This window comes from Variovorax sp. VaC1 (genome assembly GCF_043658315.1).
Lineage (GTDB): Bacteria > Pseudomonadota > Gammaproteobacteria > Burkholderiales > Burkholderiaceae_C > Variovorax.
The window spans coordinates 105,429-125,165 of the sequence record NZ_JBIGLT010000008.1 but is presented as its reverse complement, the minus strand read 5'-3'; the positions used below and the strand labels follow the sequence as shown (position 1 = coordinate 125,165).

At 67.9% G+C, this 19,737-nt stretch carries 19 protein-coding genes; 3 read left to right on the top strand and 16 right to left on the bottom strand.

The genetic code is table 11. The annotated features are described in order from the left end of the window. Positions 1-5: 5 nt before the first annotated feature. The 4 genes from ACGLHS_RS28500 to blaOXA all read right to left on the bottom strand — a co-directional run bounded on the left by ACGLHS_RS28500 (position 6) and on the right by blaOXA (position 3,792). Positions 6-695, bottom strand: coding sequence for a hypothetical protein (locus ACGLHS_RS28500; protein WP_394485202.1), 690 nt, complete (start codon positions 693-695; stop codon positions 6-8). 144 nt (positions 696-839) lie between these two features. Next, positions 840-1,757, bottom strand: coding sequence for a LysR family transcriptional regulator (locus ACGLHS_RS28495; protein ID WP_093245619.1), 918 nt, complete (start codon positions 1,755-1,757; stop codon positions 840-842). A gap of 56 nt (positions 1,758-1,813) precedes the next feature. After that, positions 1,814-2,926: a serine hydrolase domain-containing protein gene (locus ACGLHS_RS28490; RefSeq protein ID WP_394485201.1), complete on the bottom strand. Its 1,113-nt coding sequence runs from the start codon at positions 2,924-2,926 to the stop codon at positions 1,814-1,816. Continuing rightward, positions 2,923-3,792, bottom strand: a complete 870-nt coding sequence (blaOXA, locus tag ACGLHS_RS28485) for a class D beta-lactamase (RefSeq protein ID WP_394485200.1) — start codon at positions 3,790-3,792, stop codon at positions 2,923-2,925. The genes ACGLHS_RS28490 and blaOXA overlap by 4 nt, the downstream gene beginning before the upstream one ends. A gap of 254 nt (positions 3,793-4,046) precedes the next feature. Here blaOXA and ACGLHS_RS28480 point away from each other — a divergent pair, with 254 nt between their 5' ends. Continuing rightward, positions 4,047-4,991, top strand: a complete 945-nt coding sequence (locus ACGLHS_RS28480; RefSeq protein ID WP_394485199.1) for an alpha/beta hydrolase family esterase — start codon at positions 4,047-4,049, stop codon at positions 4,989-4,991. On the opposite strand, the gene ACGLHS_RS28475 is transcribed toward ACGLHS_RS28480, so the two are convergent. The 9 genes from ACGLHS_RS28475 to ACGLHS_RS28435 all read right to left on the bottom strand — a co-directional run bounded on the left by ACGLHS_RS28475 (position 4,969) and on the right by ACGLHS_RS28435 (position 15,378). Continuing rightward, positions 4,969-5,439 (bottom strand): hypothetical protein, encoded by a 471-nt coding sequence (locus ACGLHS_RS28475; RefSeq protein WP_394485198.1) that lies wholly within the window; start codon positions 5,437-5,439, stop codon positions 4,969-4,971. The genes ACGLHS_RS28480 and ACGLHS_RS28475 overlap by 23 nt on opposite strands. After that, entirely contained in the window at positions 5,429-5,797 is a 369-nt protein-coding gene (locus tag ACGLHS_RS28470) for a nuclear transport factor 2 family protein (protein ID WP_093245607.1), read from the bottom strand. Before ACGLHS_RS28470 ends, ACGLHS_RS28475 begins: the two co-directional genes overlap by 11 nt. 75 nt (positions 5,798-5,872) lie before the next feature. Then, on the bottom strand, positions 5,873-6,235 hold the full coding sequence (locus ACGLHS_RS28465; protein WP_394485197.1) for an NIPSNAP family protein: 363 nt from the start codon (positions 6,233-6,235) through the stop codon (positions 5,873-5,875). Positions 6,236-6,292: 57 nt separating this feature from the next. Next, positions 6,293-6,517, bottom strand: a complete 225-nt coding sequence (locus tag ACGLHS_RS28460; RefSeq protein WP_394485196.1) for a hypothetical protein — start codon at positions 6,515-6,517, stop codon at positions 6,293-6,295. Positions 6,518-6,577: 60 nt separating this feature from the next. Continuing rightward, positions 6,578-7,135: a hypothetical protein gene (locus ACGLHS_RS28455; RefSeq protein ID WP_394485195.1), complete on the bottom strand. Its 558-nt coding sequence runs from the start codon at positions 7,133-7,135 to the stop codon at positions 6,578-6,580. Next, entirely contained in the window at positions 7,132-7,950 is an 819-nt protein-coding gene (locus ACGLHS_RS28450; RefSeq protein ID WP_394485194.1) for a class I SAM-dependent methyltransferase, read from the bottom strand. The genes ACGLHS_RS28455 and ACGLHS_RS28450 overlap by 4 nt, the downstream gene beginning before the upstream one ends. Next, complete coding sequence (locus tag ACGLHS_RS28445; RefSeq protein WP_394485193.1) at positions 7,947-8,627, bottom strand: VOC family protein; 681 nt, start codon at positions 8,625-8,627, stop codon at positions 7,947-7,949. The genes ACGLHS_RS28450 and ACGLHS_RS28445 overlap by 4 nt, the downstream gene beginning before the upstream one ends. Positions 8,628-8,670: 43 nt before the next feature. Further along, positions 8,671-9,318, bottom strand: a complete 648-nt coding sequence (locus ACGLHS_RS28440; protein WP_394485192.1) for a hypothetical protein — start codon at positions 9,316-9,318, stop codon at positions 8,671-8,673. Positions 9,319-9,405: 87 nt separating this feature from the next. Next, positions 9,406-15,378: an alpha-2-macroglobulin gene (locus ACGLHS_RS28435; RefSeq protein ID WP_394485406.1), complete on the bottom strand. Its 5,973-nt coding sequence runs from the start codon at positions 15,376-15,378 to the stop codon at positions 9,406-9,408. A 216-nt stretch (positions 15,379-15,594) separates the two neighbouring features. Here ACGLHS_RS28435 and opgC point away from each other — a divergent pair, with 216 nt between their 5' ends. Then, the gene (gene opgC, locus ACGLHS_RS28430) at positions 15,595-16,737 is read left to right on the top strand and encodes an OpgC domain-containing protein (RefSeq protein WP_093245591.1); all 1,143 of its coding nucleotides are present in this window, start codon (positions 15,595-15,597) and stop codon (positions 16,735-16,737) included. A 29-nt stretch (positions 16,738-16,766) separates the two neighbouring features. Here opgC and ACGLHS_RS28425 read toward each other — a convergent pair whose 3' ends face one another. From ACGLHS_RS28425 to ACGLHS_RS28415, 3 genes are read right to left on the bottom strand one after another with little or no spacing between them, the layout of a single operon-like run. Then, positions 16,767-17,528, bottom strand: coding sequence for an SGNH/GDSL hydrolase family protein (locus tag ACGLHS_RS28425; protein ID WP_394485405.1), 762 nt, complete (start codon positions 17,526-17,528; stop codon positions 16,767-16,769). A gap of 32 nt (positions 17,529-17,560) precedes the next feature. Continuing rightward, positions 17,561-18,322, bottom strand: a complete 762-nt coding sequence (locus ACGLHS_RS28420; RefSeq protein WP_093245588.1) for an anti-sigma factor domain-containing protein — start codon at positions 18,320-18,322, stop codon at positions 17,561-17,563. 25 nt (positions 18,323-18,347) lie between these two features. Then, positions 18,348-18,923 (bottom strand): RNA polymerase sigma factor, encoded by a 576-nt coding sequence (locus ACGLHS_RS28415; RefSeq protein ID WP_256327439.1) that lies wholly within the window; start codon positions 18,921-18,923, stop codon positions 18,348-18,350. Positions 18,924-19,166: 243 nt separating this feature from the next. Here ACGLHS_RS28415 and ACGLHS_RS28410 point away from each other — a divergent pair, with 243 nt between their 5' ends. Further along, positions 19,167-19,706 carry a hypothetical protein gene (locus tag ACGLHS_RS28410; RefSeq protein ID WP_394485190.1) on the top strand — a complete coding sequence of 180 codons (540 nt, stop codon included), beginning with the start codon at positions 19,167-19,169 and terminating at the stop codon, positions 19,704-19,706. The last annotated feature ends 31 nt before the right edge of the window (positions 19,707-19,737 follow it).

The following is a 19,737-nucleotide window of genomic DNA, read 5'->3' as shown; positions in this document are numbered from 1 at the left end:
TCAGTTCAGCGCAGCTCGGCCGCGGTCAGCTTCCAGCCGAGGGCGAGCAGCCAGCCGGAGGCGGGGTCGGCGTCGAAGGCCGTGGCGGCGAAGGTGCGTGCGGCGCGCGCGGCATCGGCGCTGCTGGTTTCCACCACCAGCATCGGCTGCAGCACGCGGCCTTCGGTGGCCTCGCGCGGCAGCGGCGTGCTCAGGGCGGTGTCGGGCATCAGCAGGTACGACTGCACGAAGCCTGCCTGCTCCGACAACTGGCGGCCGACGCCGGCAGCCTGTGCAATCAGCGCCTGCGCATCGGCGGCCACGGGCAGCGGCAACACGACCACGTGGCTGCCGCTGCCGAAGCCGGTGACGGCGCGCACGGCGCACACGCGGCGAATCGGCTGGCGCATGCGGTCGAGGTTGGCGATGGACCACGGCGTCTGCTTCTCGAACGCGGCGCGGTAGCCGGGCGAGCCGAACACGGCCAGCGATTCGGTGCGGTACAGCCCGAGGTACTTGCGGCCGCCTTCGAGCGAGAAGTAGCGCGCGCCCGACAGGAATCCGGGGATGCGCGCGCGCTCTTCGACGTGCTCCTTGTCGTACCAGCGGTTGAAGTCGGCGTCGTCGGCGGCATCGACGTCGGAGGCGACGAACAGCAGGCCGTTCGCGTTCGCCGCGGCGGTGTCAGGGAAAGATGAAGAAGCGGAAGTGGTCATGGCGGCGGAAGAGCGGGCGGGCCTTCGAAAAATGAAGGCGCGATCTTCCGTCGCAGGGTCGTGCTGTCACAAACGAGTTTTTTTGGGCGACAGCCACAAGAATTACTGGCCCCTTTGTGGGGCCCGAATGCGCCATTTCGAGGGTTATCCCTCTGCTGCGCCGCTCCAGGTTGGTGCCATGGCGGAGGCCGTGAACTGGTCGGACGCGCGGCAGGCCAGCTCGGCCACGAGGCGGATCGCGTCGGAGTCGGCCGCCTCCAGGTGGCTCACCACGATGCGCTGCGGCGAGATGAGCGCGTCGCACTCGATGATCCGCACGTCGCCGCTGGCCACGTATTCATAGCAGGGCGGCAGCGGCACCAGCGCGTTGCCGAAGCCCGCCTTCACCAGCCGCGCCAGCGCCGAGATCGAGCTGACGCAATGCACCTTGCCCAATGGAATGCCGGCCGCGCGGTACAGGTTCTTGAGCGCCTCGTGCGGCTGCGAGCTGGGGCTCATGGTCAGCACGGGCTGGCGCAGCAGCTGTTCGACGGTCTGCGTGCCCTCGGCGCCGACCGGGCCGACCCAGCCCATCGGCATCGGAAGGCAAGGCGTGCTGACGATGCCCGCGCCGGCGATGTGGTCGGTCTGCAGGGCGATGTCGAGCGCGCCTTCGCGCAGGCCACGGTGCAAGGCGCGCGTGGTCTCGGACGTGAGCTGCACCTCGATGCCGGGGTAGGTGGAGCGCAGGTTGGTGAGAAAGCCCAGCAGCCAGGTGTGGACCACCGTCTCGATGGCGCCGATGCGCACCAGGCCCAGGATGTCGCCGCGCGGGCGGCCCAGCGAGACGATCTCGCGGCGCAGCTCCAGCAGGCGCTCGCCGTAGTCCATCAGCCGCACGCCCACGGGCGTGAGCCGCAGCTCGCGCGCATCGCGCTCGAAAAGGCGCGCGCCGATGTCTTCTTCGAGCGAGGCGACGCGGTTGGACACGGCCGCCTGCGTGATGTGGAGCCGGTCGCTCGCCGCGCGGAAGCTGCCGAGCCGCGCGGCCCACAGGAAGGCTTCGACAAATCTTGTATTCATGAGGGCACCTGCGCGGCATTTTGCCGGTATTCGCCGGCGCAGGGCCCGCGCGGTTGTTACTTGCGCTTGCGCACGGCGGCGGGCGCCACGGTGATGTCGTCCACCATCCGCGCGGCAGCGGCCGATGCATTGCTGGCCACCATCACCGCAGCATCTTGCGTGGCCGGATCGAACACCAGCAGCGCGCGGTAGCCGCCGGTCTGGCCGGTGTGGAAGTAGGTGCGGTGATCCGCCGGCCCGCGCATGCGCACGGCATAGCCCAGTTCGTAGGTGCCGTCATGGCCCAGCGGCGTGAGTGCGCGTTCGGCCGCCGCGCCCAGCGGGCCCTTGCGCCCCGCCATGAGTGCGCGCGCGAACACCAGCAGGTCGGCCGCCGTCGAGCGCAACGCACCGGCGCCTGCGAGCGCGCCGAAGTCCCAGGGCGTGCGTGGCGACTTGTCTTCGTAGCCGGGGGCGAGCCGCTGGGCATCGGGGCCCAGGTACTGCACCGTGTCCCTCATGCCCAGCGGCGCGGCGATGTTCTCGTGCACCAGCATGTCCCAGGGCTTGCCGTAGCGGTCGGCGAGCAGCTGGCCGAGCAGGCCCAGCCCGAGGCTGCTGTAGGGCCCGTTGCAGGGCGGCTTGCGGTCGAGCTTCAGCGTCGACAGGCCGGTGAGCAATTGCGCGCGGTCGGGGTGCACGAAGGGGTTGCCATCGGCCATCGGCGACGCGCCCGGCAGCATGCCGGGCAGGCAGGCGCCGTGCGTGACCAGCTGGCGCAGCGTGATGGCCGCGATGTCCGGCGGCAGCGTGACCTGGCCGGCCAGCAGCTGGCCCACCGTGTCGTCGAGCGACAGGTCGCCGCGCTCCACGGCCTGTGCGAGCAGCACGCCGGTGAAGAGCTTGCTGATGGAGCCCACTTCGAAGATGGGCTGCCCGTCGGCTGCAATCTCCTGCACCGGCCCGGGCTGCGCTACGCCGTTGCGTTGCATCGCGAACTGCGTATGGCCCTGGCGCGAGACGCCGACCACGATGCTGCCCGGTGCGTTGTTCATCACACGCGCCGCGATCTCGGCCGGCGGCGTGGCAAAGCCCAGCGGGCCGGCGTGCGCTATGGGCGCCGCGAGCAGGAGCGCGGCCAGTGCCCACGCCGCCGCGCGCGGCAGTGCCTTCACGCGGTGCTGCTTCACGAACCCGCCTTGGCTGCTTCGGCCGGAAGAATGTCCATCTGCGCGAGCAGCGCACGGCCCAGCGGAATGCGCTTGGCGACATCGGCCTCGCCGTGCATGTCGATGTTCAGCGCAAAGCTCTTCACGCTGCCGTCCGCCAGTGCCACCCAGCCCACCCACCAGCCGATCGACAGGCTCGGCGTTTCGTACCAGCCGGTCTTTGCATGCAGGTCGTAGGCGGCCGTCTGCTCGATCCGCGTGATCTCTTGCACCATGTCCTGGCTGCGCGCGGATATCGGCAGCGTGCGCTGCGCGAGCCGCATCAGAAAGCGCACCTGCTCCACGGCCGAGATCTGCAGCGAGTTGTTGACCCAGAAGCGGTCGACCTGCGTGCCCAGCGTCTCGTTGCCGTAGTGCAGCTTCGCGATCCATTCGTTCATGCGCGCGAGGCCAATGCGGCGCGCCACCTGGCGGTAGAGCGGAAAGTTGGAGACGCGGATCGCCTCGCGCAGGTTCATGTCCCGCTCCCATTCCTTGCGGGGCAGGGGTTTGCCGTCGTAGGGAAAGATCTCGTCGATGTCTTTCACCGCGCCGGTTTCCAGCCCGATCAGGCTGTTGGGAATCTTGTAAGTCGATGCCGGGCTGTAGCGGCGCTCGGCGCGCTGCCGATCGACCACCGTGAGCTTGGAGGTGGCACTGTCGAGCACCGCCCATGTGCCCAGGACGCCGGCTTGCTTGAAGTATTTGGCGAGGTCCGGGCGTTCCTCGACATGGGAGAGGGGCGCGGCGGGCGTGGCTGCATCGGCGAAGCGGGTGCCGAGCAGCGCGGCCAGCAGGCCACTGCTGCCTTGTGCGAGAAAACTGCGGCGGCGTTGGGGGTGAATCATTCGATCTCCTGGGTTGTTGCGGGGCCCGATGCAGGCATGGGCATGAGCGTGGACATGCAAGGGCGACGGCCGGAATCATCCGAGGCACGCGGCACGGCAACAAGCAAGGCGGCCGATGGCTTCGTCACCGCCGTAACCGCCGTAACGTGACGCTCGTTACGCAAGAGACGCATGCGGGGCGTGCGTTGCGTCTCTACGATGCGCGCCGTCGTCCTGTCTTGCTCGATCGAGCGTTCATTCACCGGTTCATTTCCATGTCCCTGATTTCATTCACTCGCCGCGCGGGCATCGCGTCTTGCTGCGTGGCCGCGATCACCTTCTTCATCGGCACCGCCGCGCAGGCGGACACACGGCCCGCAGGCATGCAGACCTTGCAGGTGGGCGGCACGTCGCGCAGCTACCTGCTGTCCGACGACGGCAAGCCGCGCCAGCCGCGCCCGCTGATCGTCGCCCTGCACGGTGGCGGTTCGAACGCGGACCTGCTCATCGCAGCCACGGGCCTGTCGGAGGCCGCGCGCAAGGCGGGCTTTCTCGTGGCCTACCCGAACGGCAGCGGGGCCAATGCGGATGCCTACACGTGGAACTCCGGCGCCTGCTGCGGCTACGCGAAGGCGAACAACGTGGACGACGTGGCCTGGCTGCAGACACTGGTCGCGCGCCTGGTCAAGGAGGGGCGGGCCGATCCGAAGCGCGTGTTCGCGGTCGGCTTTTCCAACGGCGGGATGATGGCCTACCGGTGGGCGGTCGAGGCCCCCGGCAGCCTGCGCGCGGTGGCGGCGGTATCGGCCACGCTCGACATCGCTCCGGCGCTGGTGCGCCAAGGGCTGCCCGTGCTGCACATCCACGGCACGGACGACCCCTACGTGCCCTACGCCGGCGGCATCGGCCGCAAGGCGACGACCGGCGCGCCGCGCCTGTCGGTCGAGAAGACCATCGAGCGCTGGGCCGTTGCGATGAATGCCCGTGCGCAGCCTGCGGAAACGCTTCGTCCGTCAGCCGGCGACGACGGAACCTCGGTCACGCGCGTGCGCCACGCCACGGCAGCCGATCCGCAAGCCGTGGTGCTGTACCGCATCGAGGGTGGCGGCCACACATGGCCCGGCAGTGCGCTGGCGTCGATGCCGGACAACCGCGTGTCGCGTCAGCTCGATGCGAGCGAGACCATCGTGGCCTTCTTCAAGGCGCACGCGAAGCCTTGACGGCCGGTGTGAGGGTGAGGTGCCGGGCCACTGCCGCAAGAAATTCCCGGCAGGCCGCTTCGGGGCTCCTATTGCCGAGGATGTCCCTGACCTGCTGCGTCGGATGCGCAAGCTCCAGTTCGATCTCTTCGACGAACAGGGCCAGCGCTTCAGGCGTGCGGCCTCGGCGCAGCGCGTCGGCGATGCGTTGCGCCTCGGTGAGCGGCTCCGTCGTGAACAGCACGCCGTAGAGCGCCAGGCTGATCGGGTGGCCCCATCGGTATGTCAGCGGGCCGCCGGCCTTTTGCGCGTAGTGGCGCAGGCAGGCCGGGCATTGCAGGAAGGCGATGGTCTGCGTGGGTTCACCGGGAAGCAGGCGCAACGCCGTCGAGGGGCAGCGCAGGCAGTTCGTCTGTTCGCTGCTGCCGCTGCCCTGCGGCGATCCTTGCTTGCGAGGCTCAGGCGCCACCGGAATAGAAGAACTCTTCGCGCACGATCTTGCCGTCCTTGACCGTGTAGAGGCCCATCTCTTCCATGGTGAAGCGCTGGCCGGTGAGCTTCATCGTCACGTCGACGCGAAAGCCGACGATGAAGCGGTCGTCATGCGGCCATGGGCCGGCGACCTGCATCGAGTGGACTTCATGGTTGGCGCTCCACCATTCGCCCTTGGCCTGGATGGCGGCCAGGCCCACCGCTTCGCGCTGCCCGCCGGGCGGGGCGCTGGCTTCGACGCTCACTGCCTCGGGCGCATAGAGCACCTGGGCATCCTGAAACTTCCCTTGCTTGCACAACGCCACAAGTTTGCTGGCGATTTCCGTCGTGTTCATGCGTTTTCTCCTGAGGAAGAAAGTGGGGGATGGGCCGGAGGGCGAGTGTAGGCCGGGCGCGGCTCCCGGCGTGCGTCAGTGTGTGTCTGGTGCGCCCTGCGGGGCGTTGAGCGTTCGCATGCCGTCGACGGCTTCGCGCGAGACCCACAGCAGTGTGTTCAGGTAGGTCTCGATGCGATCGACCAGCGCGCTGCGCGGGCCCTCGCGCCATTCGGCCGAACCATAGAAGGCGCCTTGCTCGGCCTCCAGTGCCTCGCGGTTCTCGTAGGCACGCACGAGGTGGTAGGTTTCTTCCTCGTGATCGCAGCGGCCGTAGGTGACGACGTCCATGCCCTTGCTGCGCAGCATCGGCACGGCGCGCGTGTGCATGGCTTCATGAAAGGCGGGCAGGGTGCCGGGCTTGAGCCTGTAGGTGCGGACTTCGATGAGACGCTTCATGAATGGATCTCCCGATGAAAGAGAAGGGCTCGCGGTGCTGCGGCCGAGGCTGCGAGGTTACGAATAGAGCGCCCCGGCCACCATGAAATAGATCACCAGCAGGATCGCCATGATGCCCTTGACGTTCTTCATGGCGAAGCTGACATAGCCCGCGATAGCCTCGTCGCTCAGCCGCGATTGCAGTGCGTGCTCTCGCGGCAGGATGGCGCGCAACAGGTAGCTGCCGAAGAAGACGGCGCCGACAAGCGCAACCATGAACAGCAAGGGAAGCAGGATCTGCATGCGGGGCGAATCGATGGGTGTTGCCGGGCACCGCGTGGCTCTGGCAGGCCGTGAAAAGACTTACGCGAGAATTCGCGGCGCTTGCACGTCATGCAGGTGCGCCGCGAAGTCGTACTTGTATTCATAGTCGCCGGTGTAGGCAAGCGCGATCTTGCCGGTCCACGCAATGTTGAACCGGTCGGTGCCCGCGATGCGGTCGAAGCGGATGCGGTGGTGAGCCGCCGCGTCGTGGCCCAGCAGGTAGATGTGGAAGGCGTTGTCTTCCGTGTCTTCGGGCGGCGGTTCGTCCACGCGGACTTCGAGGCCGTCGATCCGCGCCAGGCTGAAGTCGGACACCGGGCACACCGCGAAGCCGTTGCCGTCGCCCCAGTTCGTCGATGACAGCGTGCAGCGGTGGTAGTTGTTCCAGACGTTGGGCGCATCCCAGTCCGAGGGATAGTCGATCTCTTCGTCTTCGGGCTCGTCGATCTCCCGCTCGGCGTCGTAGTCCGCGCTGCGCAGGTGCAGGTCGAACCACACGATGCCGTCCCTGACGGAGGCTGTCCAGCGGAACTCCGCAATGGGGTGGCCTTCGGGCCAGGGGTTGCCGGCGAAATGAATGCGGTCTTGCGGTGTCATGGTGTGGCTCCTGGCAGCGGCTGACGCTTCACCGCGCGCGTCGCGAGAAAGGTCGGCATGAACCGGTCGACCACGAAGCGTGGATGGGGCTGCGCATCTTCGAGGAAGCCGTCGATGGAAAAGCCGGTCGCGATCTGCCCGCCGATCAGGTCGGCCAGCGAATGGCCGAACACCATGGCTTCGCCGTTCTGCCGTTTCTTTTCCAGCGCCTCGGGCGGCAAGTCGCCCAGGTCGGAGTACGGCAGCTTGTACAGCGGGCGCACCAACCCTTGCGCCAGCAGCGCCGGATCGCGGTCGCCGATGAAGACCACGGGGTTGTAGAAGCTCGCGAGCAGGGCGCCGCCGGCCTTCAACACGCGATGGCATTCGCGCCACACAGGGCGCACGTCCGGCACGTAGAGGTTGGAGATCGGGTGAAAGACGATGTCGAACTGCGCGTCGGCGAACACGCCCAGGTCGCGCATGTCACCTTGCACCGTCGCGAGGTCGAGGCCGTCGCGTTCGGCGACCCGGCGGTCCTGCATGAGTTGCTCGTCGGACAGGTCGAACACCGTGACCTGCGCACCGGCCGCCGCGAGCACGGGCGCCTGCTGGCCGCCCGCCGAAGCGAGGCAGAGAATGCGCCGGCCGCGCACGTCGCCCAGCCAGTCGGCCGGCAGCGGCTGCGGCGTGAGGTGCACGCGCCAGTCGCCATGACGGGCCGCGGCAATCAGCTCGCTGCTGACGGGACGCGACCACTCGCGTTCTTCGGTGGCCTGGCGGTCCCAGGCGGCGCGGTTGTGGGAGAGAAAGTCGATGCTGTCGTTGCTGCTCATGCGTCGTTCGGTTGCAGAAGGTCCCACCGGTTGCCGCAAAGGTCGAGAAAGACGGCGACCGTGCCATGCGGCTCGTGGCGCGGCGCTTCGAGAAAGCGCACACCGTGGGATGCCATGTGTTGGTAGTCGGACTGGAAGTCCGCGGTGTGGAGGAACAGGAACACTCGCCCGCCGGCCTGCTTGCCGATGCTGGCCGCCTGTTCGTCGGTCACGGCCTTGGCCAACAACAGCGTGGCGCCGGCGTTCCGACCGGGCGACACCACCACCCAGCGCTTGCCCGGCCCGCGCGGCGTGTCTTCGACCAGTTCGAAGCGAAGCGCCTCGGTGAAGAAGCGGATGGCTTCGTCGTAGTCGTGAACGAGAAGGGTGACGGTGGCGAGGTGGCGGGGCATGGGCGCAGAGTTTGCCGTGATCTTGTGTTCGCCGGACCTGGAATACGCGCCGTCATCCGCGATGGCGACACAGCGGTCCAGCAGGGCCGCGGCGCGCACCTGCTCCGGGGTGTCCACCCAGAACACGTTCTTTCGGCAATCGCCGCAGTACCGGACGCCGGGTGTCGCCGTTTCTTCGAGCGTGTCCCATGGCTTGGTGCACGACAGGGCCTCTTCGCAGGGCGCCTTCGGCGTGGTGTCCGGATGATGAAGGGGGGCGCGGCCGATGCGGATGGATTTCTTCATCGTCATGGCCTGCGTATCCGGCAGTCGAAAAGGCGGACCGCTCTCAGTTGAAAACGATGGCCGTCTTGTGCGCGATGCTCAGCCGGGCCGCCTCGTAGAGCAGCAGCCAAGAGGCGTATTCGCGATGAAGGCCCTCGTCGGCGTCGACCAGGCGGTTGATTCGCTCGGCTTCCTCGTCCGACAGCTGGCCGTCGACAAGGGTGATGCCCAGCGCGGGCGCCACCAGCACCAGCTCGTCACGCAGGCGGTAGGACGAGCCGAGCATGCCGCCGACCACTTCCTTTTCGTCGTCGGGGTCGGAATACAGGACCTCTTCGAAATCGACCGGCACGTAGAACCCGTCTGCATCCGAGTGGCGGATCAGGTGGCTTTCCGAGTCGAAGAGGGCGTCTTCGACCACCGGATCGTCCGTGGGGTCGACACCGTCCGGCAATGGCGTCGCCATCCAGTCGGGCGACTGCGCGCGGTACGCATAGGCCAGGCGCAGGTAGTGGATGTACGAGTACGGGAAGCTGCGCAGCGACGCACGCGAGTGCAGCGGCGGCAGTTCCCGGGGCTCGGCATGCGGCGGAAGGTCCGCCGATGCCAGCAGCTTGTTCGCCACCGCCAGTTCTTCCTGGTGCCATTCGGCGCCCTCGGTGTCGTTCTCCAGCAAGTAAGCCAGCGTACCGACGCTGATGGCGAGGCCCATGGTGTTTCTCCCTTTTCTTCGTCAATCAGTCAGTCGGCCAATCGATCGATCGATCGATTGGCCCGTCGCGCCGCGATGCAGCTTGGCTTACTTCGCTGCCTCCACCTTCACCCGCGCATTCGGCGACTCGCCGAACATCTCGGGCGCGTACATCGCTTCGACGCGGCTCGGCGGCAGCGCGAAGTCGCCGACGTTGTTCAGGCGCACGGTGTATTCCATCTTCACCACGCCCTTGGGCAGGTACTCGTAGTAGCTGCGGAAGGCCTCGAAGCTGCGTTCTTCAAACGCCGCCCAGCCGGAGCCGGACTTCTTCTCGCCTTGCGTGGCGATCTGCGAGTCGCGGCCGAGGCCGCCGCCTAGGATGGTGGCGCCACCCGGGATCGGGTCGCTGATGACGACCCAGGTCATGTCGGCACTGGCGTTCACTTCGAGCGTGACGCGCAGCACGTCGCCGCGGGTGTACTTGCCCGCGGTGGCCTGCTCGACCGGGGTGATGGTCTTCTTGATCGCGTAGCCGGCGGCGAACGGTGCCTTCAGTTGCACGGCGGCAATCGACTGCAGCGTGAGCCACGGCTTGCCGGTGCCTTGCTGGGTGACCAGCAGGGTGTCGCGCACTGGTGCGCCGGAAGGCGACGCGGCCCAGGGCAGGAACATCGTGTTGTTCTTCAGGTTGCCCGGCGAGGCGGGTGCGCCGAAGAAGGTGGTCTGGTTCGGTGCGCCGGCGGCGTCGGTGGTCTTGACGCGATCGACCTTGCTCCAGTCGACCTGCGCCTTGACGGCACCCAGCGTGGCGGCGGTCACGCCCGACACCGGGGTGCTCTCGAACACCTTGCTGAATTTCTCCAGCGCCAGTCCGCCCCACAGGTTGGCGGTGGTGGTGTGCCATGCGCCGTTCTGCTGGCGGCCGATGAAGCCGTTGGCGAGCTTGCCGATGTCGTCCTTCCAGGCCGGGTCGTCCATCACGCTGAGCAGCAGGCGGGCGGTGTTGACGTCGCCGTTGGTCATCAGCCACCACCAGTAGTCGTCCTGCTCGGTGCTGAAGATGAGCTTGGTGCCCTGGTAAGACAAACGAGCCTTGAGCACGTTGTTGGCTTCGTCCAGGCGCTGCTGGCGCTGCGGCACATCGTTCACGCGCTTCAGGATGTTGAGCCAGTCGATCACCGCGCTGGTGGGCCACTGGTTCGGCGCGATGGTGATGCTGCCGAGCATGCTGCCCTTGGCCTTGCCGTAGCGCGAGAGCGCTTCGAGCGCGGCGAGCTTGCGCACGTCGAGGTCCTTGCGCGGGCTCCAGAACTCGCGCGTGATGCGGCCTTCGACAAAGGCGATCAGGCCCGATTCCATCGGCGCGCGCACGTCATCGGCCAGTGCAAAGGCCGGGTTGAGCTGCGCGGCCTCGTTCGTCGCTGCGAGCAGGTACGAGGTGAGGATGTCGCTGCCGCGGTTGGCTTCGCCGTCGCGCGGCGGGAAGTAGTTGGCCAGGCCGTCGCTGTCGAGGTAGGTCGGCAGCGTGGCCAGAACGCCCTGCCACATCTTCGCGTCGCGCAGGCCCACCGATTTGCTGGTCTTCTGTTCGAGGCAGATGAAGGGGTAGTTGGCGAACCAGTCGCGTACGCCCGGCAGGCCTTCGGCGAGCTTGGGTTGCAGGGCGAGCTTCAGGCCGCCGCGGCCGGGGAGGGCGTCGGCGGGTGGGGCCACGTCGAGCGTGAACGGCCCGTCGAGCTGCACCAGCGTCGCCTGCTGTACCGTGAGCGGCACCGAAGGCACGATGCGCTGGCGCACCTTGAGCGCGTCGCGCGCGCCGCCGATGGTGTCCTTGGCTTCGATCTCCCACAGGATGGCTTCGGCGCGCGTCTGTGCGAGCTGCGCGGGCGCGGTCACGGTCCATGCGACCTCGCGGGCTTCGCCGGCCGGGATGTCCACGGTCTGCGGCTCCAGCGTGAGCAGCGTGGCGCGCGGCGTGGCCTCGACCTTCATCGGCTTTTGCGTGGTGTTGCGCAGCGTGATCTGGGCGCGGAACTGGTCGTCCTCGCGCACCAGCGGCGGCAGGCCGCTGATGATCTGCAGGTCTTGCGTGGCCTGGATGCTCATCTGGCCGGTGCCGAACAGGCTGGTGCCCGCATCGGCCACGGCTACGATCTTGAAGGTGGTAAGTGCATCGTTGAGCGGCACCGTCACCACGGCCTGGCCGTTGGCGTCGAGCACGACCTTCGGGTTCCACACGAGCAGGGTGTCGAGCAGTTCGCGCGTCTGGCCCTTGCCGCCGCCGCCGCCTGCGGGCACGGCCTTGCGCCCGTAGTGGCGCCGGCCGACGATTTCCATTTGCGCGGTGGAGGTGCTCACGCCCCAACTGCGCCGCTGCAGCATCGCGTTGAGCAGGTTCCAGCTGTCGTTGGGCATCAGCTCCAGCAGGGCCTGGTCGACCGCGGCCAGTGCCACTTCTGCGCCGGCTGCCGGCTTGCCGTCGGGCAGCTTGGCGGAGATGGTGATCTGCGCCTTGCTGCGGATCGGGTAGCTGGGCTTGTCGCTGGTGACGGTCACGTCGAGCTGGTGGGCACGCGTGCCGACGCGGATCTCGGCCATGCCGAGGCGATAGGCGGGCTTGCTCAGGTCGACCATCGCGGTGGGCGCGACGTATTCCTTGCCTTCGTACCAGAAGGCGGTCCACCACTCACGCGGTGCCTTGAAGCCCCAGGTGAAGAAGCTGTACCACGGCACTTCGCGCAGGCGCCCGCGCAATGCGAGCACGCTGATGTAGGCGTTCGGGCCCCATTCGGGCTTGACCTCCAGGGTGACCGTCGGGTCCTTGCCGTCGAGCTGCACCACGTGCGTCTCGATGATGCCCTCGCGTTCCACGGCGACCAGCGCGGTGGCAAAGCGGAAGGGGCTGCGCACCTGGAACTTGGCGATCTCGCCCGGCTGGTAGCTCTTCTTTTCGGGCAGCACGTCGATGCGGTCGTTGTCTTCGCCGCCGAACCAGAGCTCGCCCTGCTTGGTGACGTAGACCGAGCTCACGGCCTTGGCGTCGCGGCCGTCGCTGTCGGTGGCGCTGGCCACGAGTTCGACTTCGCCGGCTTCCTTCAGCTCCGACTCGCACAGCAGCAGGCCGCGCGCGTCGCTCTTGCCGCTGCAGACGGTGCCGATGTCCTTGGTCTCGGTCTTGTTGTCGTAGGTGTAGAAGCCGCCCACCATGCGCTTGCGGCTGGTGGTGGTGATGCGGGCCACGGCGCGCACGTTGAGCGTCACGCCGGCCTGGGGCTTGCCCGTGAGGTCGAGCGCGAGCGCCTGGAACTTCAGCTTCTGAGCGGTGGAAACCCAGCCTTCGGTCTTGATGCCGGCGATGACGGCAGCCGGCCACAGCGTCTGCGTGCTGCGGATGGTCTGCACTTCGCCGTTCGGGTCGGCGTAGGTGGCTTCGAGCAGCAGCTCGCGCGGCGACTTGACCTTGGGCACCTTGTCGATGGTGACCTTGCCCGCGCCGTCCTTGTTGAGCGTGACGGGCAGCTTGTCGGCGATCACGCGGGTGTCGCTGCTGCTGTTGCTGTCTTCTTCGCCCGAGTCGGTGTCGGCGCTGCTGGTGGACTGCGTGCCGCCGGCCTGTTCGGTGCGCGGCGGGTTGAAGCTGAAGGCGTCGTAGTCGGGGAAGCTCAGGCTCTTGCCGCGCACCATGGCCGACACGCGCACCGGAAGGTTGGCGGCGCCGCCGCCGGCCACGTAGTTGATCTGCACGTCGGTCGGCACGCTCGTCGCGGCCACCAGCGGTTTCTTGTCGGTGGGCGCGATGCGGCCCTCGAGCACGGGCAGGCGGAATTCTTCGACGCGGAACATGCCGGTGCTGAAGCTGCGGCTGCCGCCGCCTTCGTCGTCGTCGCTCTCACCGTCGCCGTTGGCGTCCTTGCCGCCGCCGCTGCGCAGCACCACCTCGTACACGCCGAGCTTGGCGGCGGGCGGAATGGGGAAGGTGTTTTCGGCGCTCAGGCCGCCGGTGGCGGTCTTGCGCCAGTTCAGCGGCTGCGTGAAGCGCTGGCCGCTGCCCACGTGGGTGATGACCAGCGTGTCGGGCCGGCTCTCGGGCAGGCCGAAACCCTTGCTGGTCTGGGTGCGGATCAGGCTCTTCATCGACACCGTTTCGCCGGCGCGCAGCAGCGTGCGGTCGAAGATGGTGTGGGCCACGCGGTCGGCCTCGGGCTGCAGGCTGGTGGGCACGTTGAAGCGCCAGGGCTCGATGCCGCGCTGCCAGTCGCTCCAGGTGAAGGCGAGGTCTTCGATGCCCTTGTCGTCCTTGGCGCGGGCGCTCACGAACCACGCGCTGCTGTCGTATTCGTTGGCACCGTTGCAGCTCGGCGCCTGCGGCGAGATGCCGCTGAGCATGACCACGCCGTTCGCGTCGGTGGTGCCGGTGGCCACGGCCTTGCCGTCGCAACTGGACACGCGCACTTCGGCGCCGGCCACGACCTTGCCCTTGTCGAGCGTGGTGACCCAGGCCATCGAGTTCTCGCGGCCCAGCTTGAAGTGCACGGCCAGGTTGGTGGCCAGCGCGGTGGTGCGCACGTACATCGTGCGGCCGGCGTTGTAGCGTTCGTCGAGCAGCGCTTCACCGAGCTTCTGCGAAGCGATCTCCAGCACGTGGAAGCCCGGCGTGAGCGGGATGCCGATGACTTCGAAAGGACGCGGATCGCCCGCGTCCGACTTGGGCATGTCGAGCGCCTTCACGCCCGGCTGGCCCGCCAGCAGCGACAGCATGCGGGTCTGCAGGGAGGTGCGGTCGTCCTTGTCGATGACGGGGGGCAGCGGGCCCTTGACGTCCTTGCGCGCCTGTTCGCGTGTGACGCTGTAGCTGTCGTAGCGGCGCACCTTACGGAACCACGCGATGATTTCCGCGTCGGTCTTCGGGTTCATGTCGCTCACCTTGCCGGGCGTGAGGGCGTTCACCATCAGCTGCGGCTCCACGCGGCGCACGGTGACCGGCATCATGGCCGGGGTGTCGGGCTCGGCCAGGCGCTCGACCACGCCGAAGGGCGAGGCGGCGAACTTGGCCAGCGGCGGCATGGCACCCGTGGCGACCTTCATCGGGAAGTTGCCGGGCGTGGCCAGCGGGCGGCCCGAGGCGTCCTCGAACTTGGAGGGCAGCTCGATGCTGTATTGCGCGCTCTCGGTCAGCGGCGGCTCGAAGCTCACGCCGTTGACCACGTCGTCGTCGCTCTGCGTGCCGCCGTCGTTGTCGAGCTTGGCCTTGACGGTCTTGTCGCCCTTCAGCTGGATCTGCGAGGCAAGCTTGCGCGTGACCGGTGCGTTGAACTGCAGCTGCATCGGGCGCAGCGGCAGGCAGGCGGCCTGTGCGTTCTCGCGCTCGCAGGTGAAGGACACGGCGAAGGGCTCGCGCACCTGGTAGTCGAAGCGGCGCTCGACGTTGTTGGCAATGCCCGAGGGCGTGGCCACGCCCTTGCCGTAGACGATCTGTACCTTGCTGCCGGGCGTCAGCGTGCGGTTGCACTGCATCGTGATGAAGCGCAGCGGGTCTTTGGCGGCTTCTTTCTCGCGGCCGAAGGCCTTGAGCAGGCCGGTGCGCTGGTCGCCGTCGAGCAGCTTGGCCGGAATGCGCTCGCCCACGCCGTCGGCCGAGCACCAGACGTTCTGCCGAACGCTCTCGAGCGTGGCCGCGCCGTTCAGCTCGAGCATGAACATCTGCTGTTCGTCGATGCGCGAGTAGGTGCCGGGCATGTAGTTGCGCACGAACGGGCCGCCGGTGTTGAACTGGTAGCGCTCGGGGCCCGTCAGCTCGCCGCTGGCGGGCTTGAAGGTGGGGATGCGGGTGACCGTGCAGCGCACGCCGGGCGGCAGGTCGTTCTCGAAGTCGTAGACCCAGGCCTTGGCGTCGGTCCAGCGGCCGGTGCCCTTGCCGGCCTGCGCGTCGGTGCAGCTCACCGAGAGCGGCGCGGGGGCCTTGGGGTCGCCGAAGTTGACGGCGGCCTGGTCGAACTTGGCGACGATCTGGCGCACGCGCGCGACCTCGCCTTGCGGCGACAGACTGGTGATCTGGAGGGCAAAGCCCGGGCCGGCCATGAGGGCGCCGCCGGCCAGGAGCAATGTTGGAAAGAAACGGTTCACTTATATCTCCACCTAGAGGCAGCGCGCAGCGTAGCCGATTTGCGAGGCAGTTCGGCAGTGCCAACGGTCATATGTCTTTCGTGTCGCCGGTGCGCGTACGCCGCTCTTCTTACAATCCGTACCGTCTTGCGTGCGCCGCGCAGGCCGCCACCAAGACCTCGCCGCCGACCGATGAAACGCTACTGGGAAATAGACGCCTTGCGCGGGCTGATGCTCGTGCTGATGACCGTCACCCACCTTCCCACGCGCCTGACCGATCCGCTGGGTCAGCCTTTTGGTTTCGTTTCGGCCGCCGAAGGCTTCGTGCTGCTGTCGGCCTTCGTGGCCGGGCTGGTTTACAGCCGCATCGGCTACGCGCGCGGGGTGGACTCGATGCGCCAGGCGTTCTGGCGGCGCGTGGTCAAGGTCTACCTGTGCCAGGCGGCGATTCTTTTGTTCCTGTTCACGGTGATCGCGGCGCTGGGGCTGCACATCGACCAGCCGGCGGTGAAGAACCTGGTGTCTTACTACCTTGCCGAGCCGCGCGACGGTTTCCTGTACGGGCTGCTGCTGATCTACGAGCCCGCGCTGCTCGACATCCTGCCCATGTACATCTTCTTCATGCTGATGAGCCCGTGGGTGCTGGCCTTTGCGATGCGCCACGGCTGGACGCTGGTGATGGTGGTGAGCGTCAGCGTGTGGGTGGCGGCGCAGTTCGGCCTGAGCGAATGGGTCTACGGGCTGGCCGTGCGCTACCTGGGCGTGCCGGTGCCGTTCCACGAGATGGGCGCCTTCAACACCTATGCCTGGCAGTTCCTGTGGTTCGCGGGGCTGTGCATCGGCGCCACCCGCAGCGGCCCCGCCGCGCGGCCGCTGCGCTTTCCGGCATGGCTGCTGGTGCTGGCGGCGGGCATCGCGCTGTACGGCCTTTATTGGCGCCACACTGGCATCAACGGCCAGGCACCGTTCGGCGGCGATGTGGAGCTGAACCTGCTGTTCGACAAGTGGCAGCTCGGGCCGCTGCGGCTGGTCAACCTTGTGGCGCTGGGCATCCTGGCGGTGCGCTTCGGGCCCTGGCTGATGCGCCGGATTCCGCGGATGCGCTGGCTGGAGGCGATGGGGTCGGCCTCGCTGCCGGTGTTCTGCGCGCACCTGGTGGCGGTGCTGCTGGTGCTGGCCTTCTATGGCGACAGCCAGACCGCGCGGCCGTGGTGGGGCGACGGCCTGCTGCTGCTGGCGGTGTTCGCAGGGATGTACTTCGTGGCGCGCTTCACGCGCGGCGCGGACGTGCCGCCGCCGGCGGACGATGTGCCGTCGGGCCCCGCGCCGGCCTGAGCCGCGCGGCCCGATTCACGGGTCGGGGGTCAGGGCCGCGAGGTCGCGACCGGCGCCGGCGGAACGCTCGGCAGGTGCGGCGCGATCACCGAGTGCCAGAGGCGGTAGCCCTCGTCCGTCATGTGCAGCTTGTCGCCGCGGAACAGCTCGGGGCGCGGCCGGCCATCGGCACCGATCATCGGCGTGTAGATGTCGATGTACTCGCTGTTGGGCAGCAGGTTGAGATAGGCCGAGATCACGTGGTTGGTCTCGCGGATCTGCGGCATGAGCTGCTCGCGCGAGGGGCTGGGCTTGACCGAGATGAAGCTGATGCGGGTGTTGGGCAGCTCGGCGCGCACCGCGTTGGCAAAGCGCGCGAAGCTGTCGAGCACCTGCAGCGGCGTGCGGCCTTCGGCCAGGTCGTTGTCGCCGGCATAGACCATCACCTGCCGGGGCTTGTAGCGCACCACGAGGTCGCGCGCGAACAGGCTGCAGTCGAACAGCGTTGAGCCGCCGAAGCCGCGGTTGACGATGCCGCCGGGCACCTGGGCAAAGTCCTGCTGCATGCGGGTCCACATGCGCACCGTGGAGCTGCCGACGAACACCACCCCGCCGGGCGCGGGAAAGTGCTCCTGGTCGGCGCGGGCGAAGGCGGCCAGCTCGTTGTGCCAGCGTTCCTTGGCGGCCAGGTAGTCGCGGGCGGACGCGGCCTCGGCGGCGGCCGTCTCGGATTCCTGGGGGAAGAAGGCAGGCTGGGCCTGCGCGGCGAGCGCAGCCGTCAGCAGCGCGGCCGCGGCCAGCGCGGTTTTCATCGAAGACATTGGAAAGGCAGGCAGGAAGCAGGTCAGATGGTTTTTTCGATGAGCGCGCCCTTGAAGACCACGGGCCCCTTGGGTCCGCTGCCTGGCGGGACGCCGCCCTTGGCTTCCAAGGTAACGGCCAAGGTCGGCACGGCGTGGACATCGGATTCCGATGCCGCCAGCCGCAGACCCGGTGCGTTATCGAGCACGCCGAGCGAGCGCGGCGCGCCGCCCGGCGGCAAAGCCCACAGTTGCAGCGACTTGTCGCCAGCTTCGGTGTAGTTGCCTACGCGTTGCAGCACCAGCTGCTTTTTCTTCGGATCGAAGGTCACCAGCATCGAGGCGGTGGACTGGTCGTCGGACAGCACGGCCACGTACTGCACGGCCGGGGCGTTGTTCAGCTGGTCGCGCAGGTTGAGCCCGACCACCACGGCCAGCACGGTGGCCAGCGCGCCGGCCGCCGTGGCGCCGCGCCAGAGTGCGAGGCTGCGCAGCCAGCCGCCGGGTTGCGGCCTGGCGCTTGCGGCGGCGTTGGCCGCGTCGCGCTGCTGCGCCATGGCCTGCTGCGCCTTCTCGGCGTCGATCATGTTGCGGATGCGGGTCCACACGGCCGCATCGGGAACGATCGGGCTTTGCAGCTCGGTCATGCTCGCGAGCCGGCCTTGCCAGACCAGCGCCGCGGCGCGCACTGGTGCCTGCTCGCGGGCCATGGCCTCGAAGCGGCGGCGGGCGCCGCCGCGCAGGGTGCCCAGGGCGTGGCTCGCGGCCAGCAATTCGAGCAGTTCGGGGTGTGCGATGAGATTCATGGGGTCACCTTCTTCGTCATCGCCTTCATGCAAAACGCCCCATGCAGACGCGCAGCTTTTCGAGCCCGCGTCGGATCCATGTCTTGACCGTGCCGAGCGGCAGCTTGAGCTGCTCGGCCAGCTCGCCGTGGCTCATTTCGCGCAGGTAGGCCAGGCTGACCACCTCGCGCTGGCGGCCTTCCAGCTGGTCCAGGCACTGGTGCAGCGCCCAGGCCTGTTCGCTCGCGTCGGCGGTGTCCGCCGGGTTCGGCGCGTCCGATTCGAGGGTATCGGCCATCAGCTCGTCGAATTCCTGGGTGAGCTGGGCGCGGTCGGCGGTGCGCCGCCGCAGCAGGTCGAGCGCCCGGCTGCGAACAATCAACCCCAGCCACGCCAACGGAGGACTGAGCGACGACCGGTAGTCGCCGGCGACCCGCCAGACGGTAAGGAAAGCCTCTTGCAGGACGTCTTCCGCCCACTCGCGCTGTCGCACGACGCGCATCGCCAGGCCCATCAGCTTGGGCGAGGTGCGGTCGTAGAGCTGCCGCAGGGCGGCTTCGTCGCGATGGCCGATGCGATCGATCAAGGCCATCAATTCGGCGTCCGGGCTGGGTGCTGTCATTCGCGGATTGTCGGACATCGGTGCGCATGCCTGATATACGCCCTGCGAGGCCGCCCGGATTCAGCCCGGGAAACCCTCCCGCGAGATGGGTCCGGCGGCCATTGGCGACGACCCCGGACACCCGCGATTCGGCCGCCAAATGGAAACATTTGTTAACGTATACTGCCCCGAAAAATCGAATGAGGCCGTGTGAATGAGGCCGATCGGAGCGCCAAGGCCGCGTGCATGCGGGCGGGGGGAAGAATGAAGCAAATTGCGATCGTGATCGCGCTCTGCATCGGGGCGTGGTACTTCTTTATCGGCGGCCGCAAGCTCGACGAGCACATGGTGCGCGACTACTACCACCAGGAAGCGCGCGCCATCTCAGCCAACGACGCCGACAGGCTGTGCAAGCAGCTCAGCCGCAAGGCCGTGATCGAGAGCAAGACCACGATGATGGGCAAGACGGTCGAGACCACCCACGACCGCGACGAGGCCTGCGAGGCCACCCGCAAGACCTTCGAGAAGATCCGCGCCATCAGCGACCAGGTCGGCAGCATCCTCGCCATCGAGTACGACTACCACATCGACACCATCGAGGTGGCCACCGACCGCCGCAGCGCGACCGTTCAAGGCACCAGCGTGCTCAAGATGGGCGAGTCGATCCTGCAGTTCAAGACCAGCTTCACGCAGCGCCTGGAGCGCGAACTGGGCCAGATGCGCCTCGTGCATGCCGACGAGGCCACGGTGGTGCGCGTCGGCGGCCGGGGCGCCATGAGCCAGAGCGAGTTCTTCCGCAAGTAAGCAAGCCGCAAAAAGCAGCAAGACCCGAACA

What these genes read in the sequence shown, in the direction of transcription:
- ACGLHS_RS28500 (WP_394485202.1), bottom strand. Translation starts at nt 695, where the DNA reads ATGACCACTTCCGCTTCTTCATCTTTCCCTGACACCGCCGCGGCGAAC.
- ACGLHS_RS28495 (WP_093245619.1), bottom strand. Translation starts at nt 1,757, where the DNA reads ATGAATACAAGATTTGTCGAAGCCTTCCTGTGGGCCGCGCGGCTCGGC.
- blaOXA (WP_394485200.1), bottom strand. Translation starts at nt 3,792, where the DNA reads ATGATTCACCCCCAACGCCGCCGCAGTTTTCTCGCACAAGGCAGCAGT.
- ACGLHS_RS28480 (WP_394485199.1), top strand. Translation starts at nt 4,047, where the DNA reads ATGTCCCTGATTTCATTCACTCGCCGCGCGGGCATCGCGTCTTGCTGC.
- ACGLHS_RS28470 (WP_093245607.1), bottom strand. Translation starts at nt 5,797, where the DNA reads ATGAACACGACGGAAATCGCCAGCAAACTTGTGGCGTTGTGCAAGCAA.
- ACGLHS_RS28465 (WP_394485197.1), bottom strand. Translation starts at nt 6,235, where the DNA reads ATGAAGCGTCTCATCGAAGTCCGCACCTACAGGCTCAAGCCCGGCACC.
- ACGLHS_RS28460 (WP_394485196.1), bottom strand. Translation starts at nt 6,517, where the DNA reads ATGCAGATCCTGCTTCCCTTGCTGTTCATGGTTGCGCTTGTCGGCGCC.
- ACGLHS_RS28455 (WP_394485195.1), bottom strand. Translation starts at nt 7,135, where the DNA reads ATGACACCGCAAGACCGCATTCATTTCGCCGGCAACCCCTGGCCCGAA.
- ACGLHS_RS28450 (WP_394485194.1), bottom strand. Translation starts at nt 7,950, where the DNA reads ATGAGCAGCAACGACAGCATCGACTTTCTCTCCCACAACCGCGCCGCC.
- ACGLHS_RS28445 (WP_394485193.1), bottom strand. Translation starts at nt 8,627, where the DNA reads ATGAAGAAATCCATCCGCATCGGCCGCGCCCCCCTTCATCATCCGGAC.
- ACGLHS_RS28440 (WP_394485192.1), bottom strand. Translation starts at nt 9,318, where the DNA reads ATGGGCCTCGCCATCAGCGTCGGTACGCTGGCTTACTTGCTGGAGAAC.
- ACGLHS_RS28435 (WP_394485406.1), bottom strand. Translation starts at nt 15,378, where the DNA reads ATGGCCGGCCCGGGCTTTGCCCTCCAGATCACCAGTCTGTCGCCGCAA.
- opgC (WP_093245591.1), top strand. Translation starts at nt 15,595, where the DNA reads ATGAAACGCTACTGGGAAATAGACGCCTTGCGCGGGCTGATGCTCGTG.
- ACGLHS_RS28425 (WP_394485405.1), bottom strand. Translation starts at nt 17,528, where the DNA reads ATGAAAACCGCGCTGGCCGCGGCCGCGCTGCTGACGGCTGCGCTCGCC.
- ACGLHS_RS28420 (WP_093245588.1), bottom strand. Translation starts at nt 18,322, where the DNA reads ATGAATCTCATCGCACACCCCGAACTGCTCGAATTGCTGGCCGCGAGC.
- ACGLHS_RS28415 (WP_256327439.1), bottom strand. Translation starts at nt 18,923, where the DNA reads ATGACAGCACCCAGCCCGGACGCCGAATTGATGGCCTTGATCGATCGC.
- ACGLHS_RS28410 (WP_394485190.1), top strand. Translation starts at nt 19,167, where the DNA reads ATGAAGCAAATTGCGATCGTGATCGCGCTCTGCATCGGGGCGTGGTAC.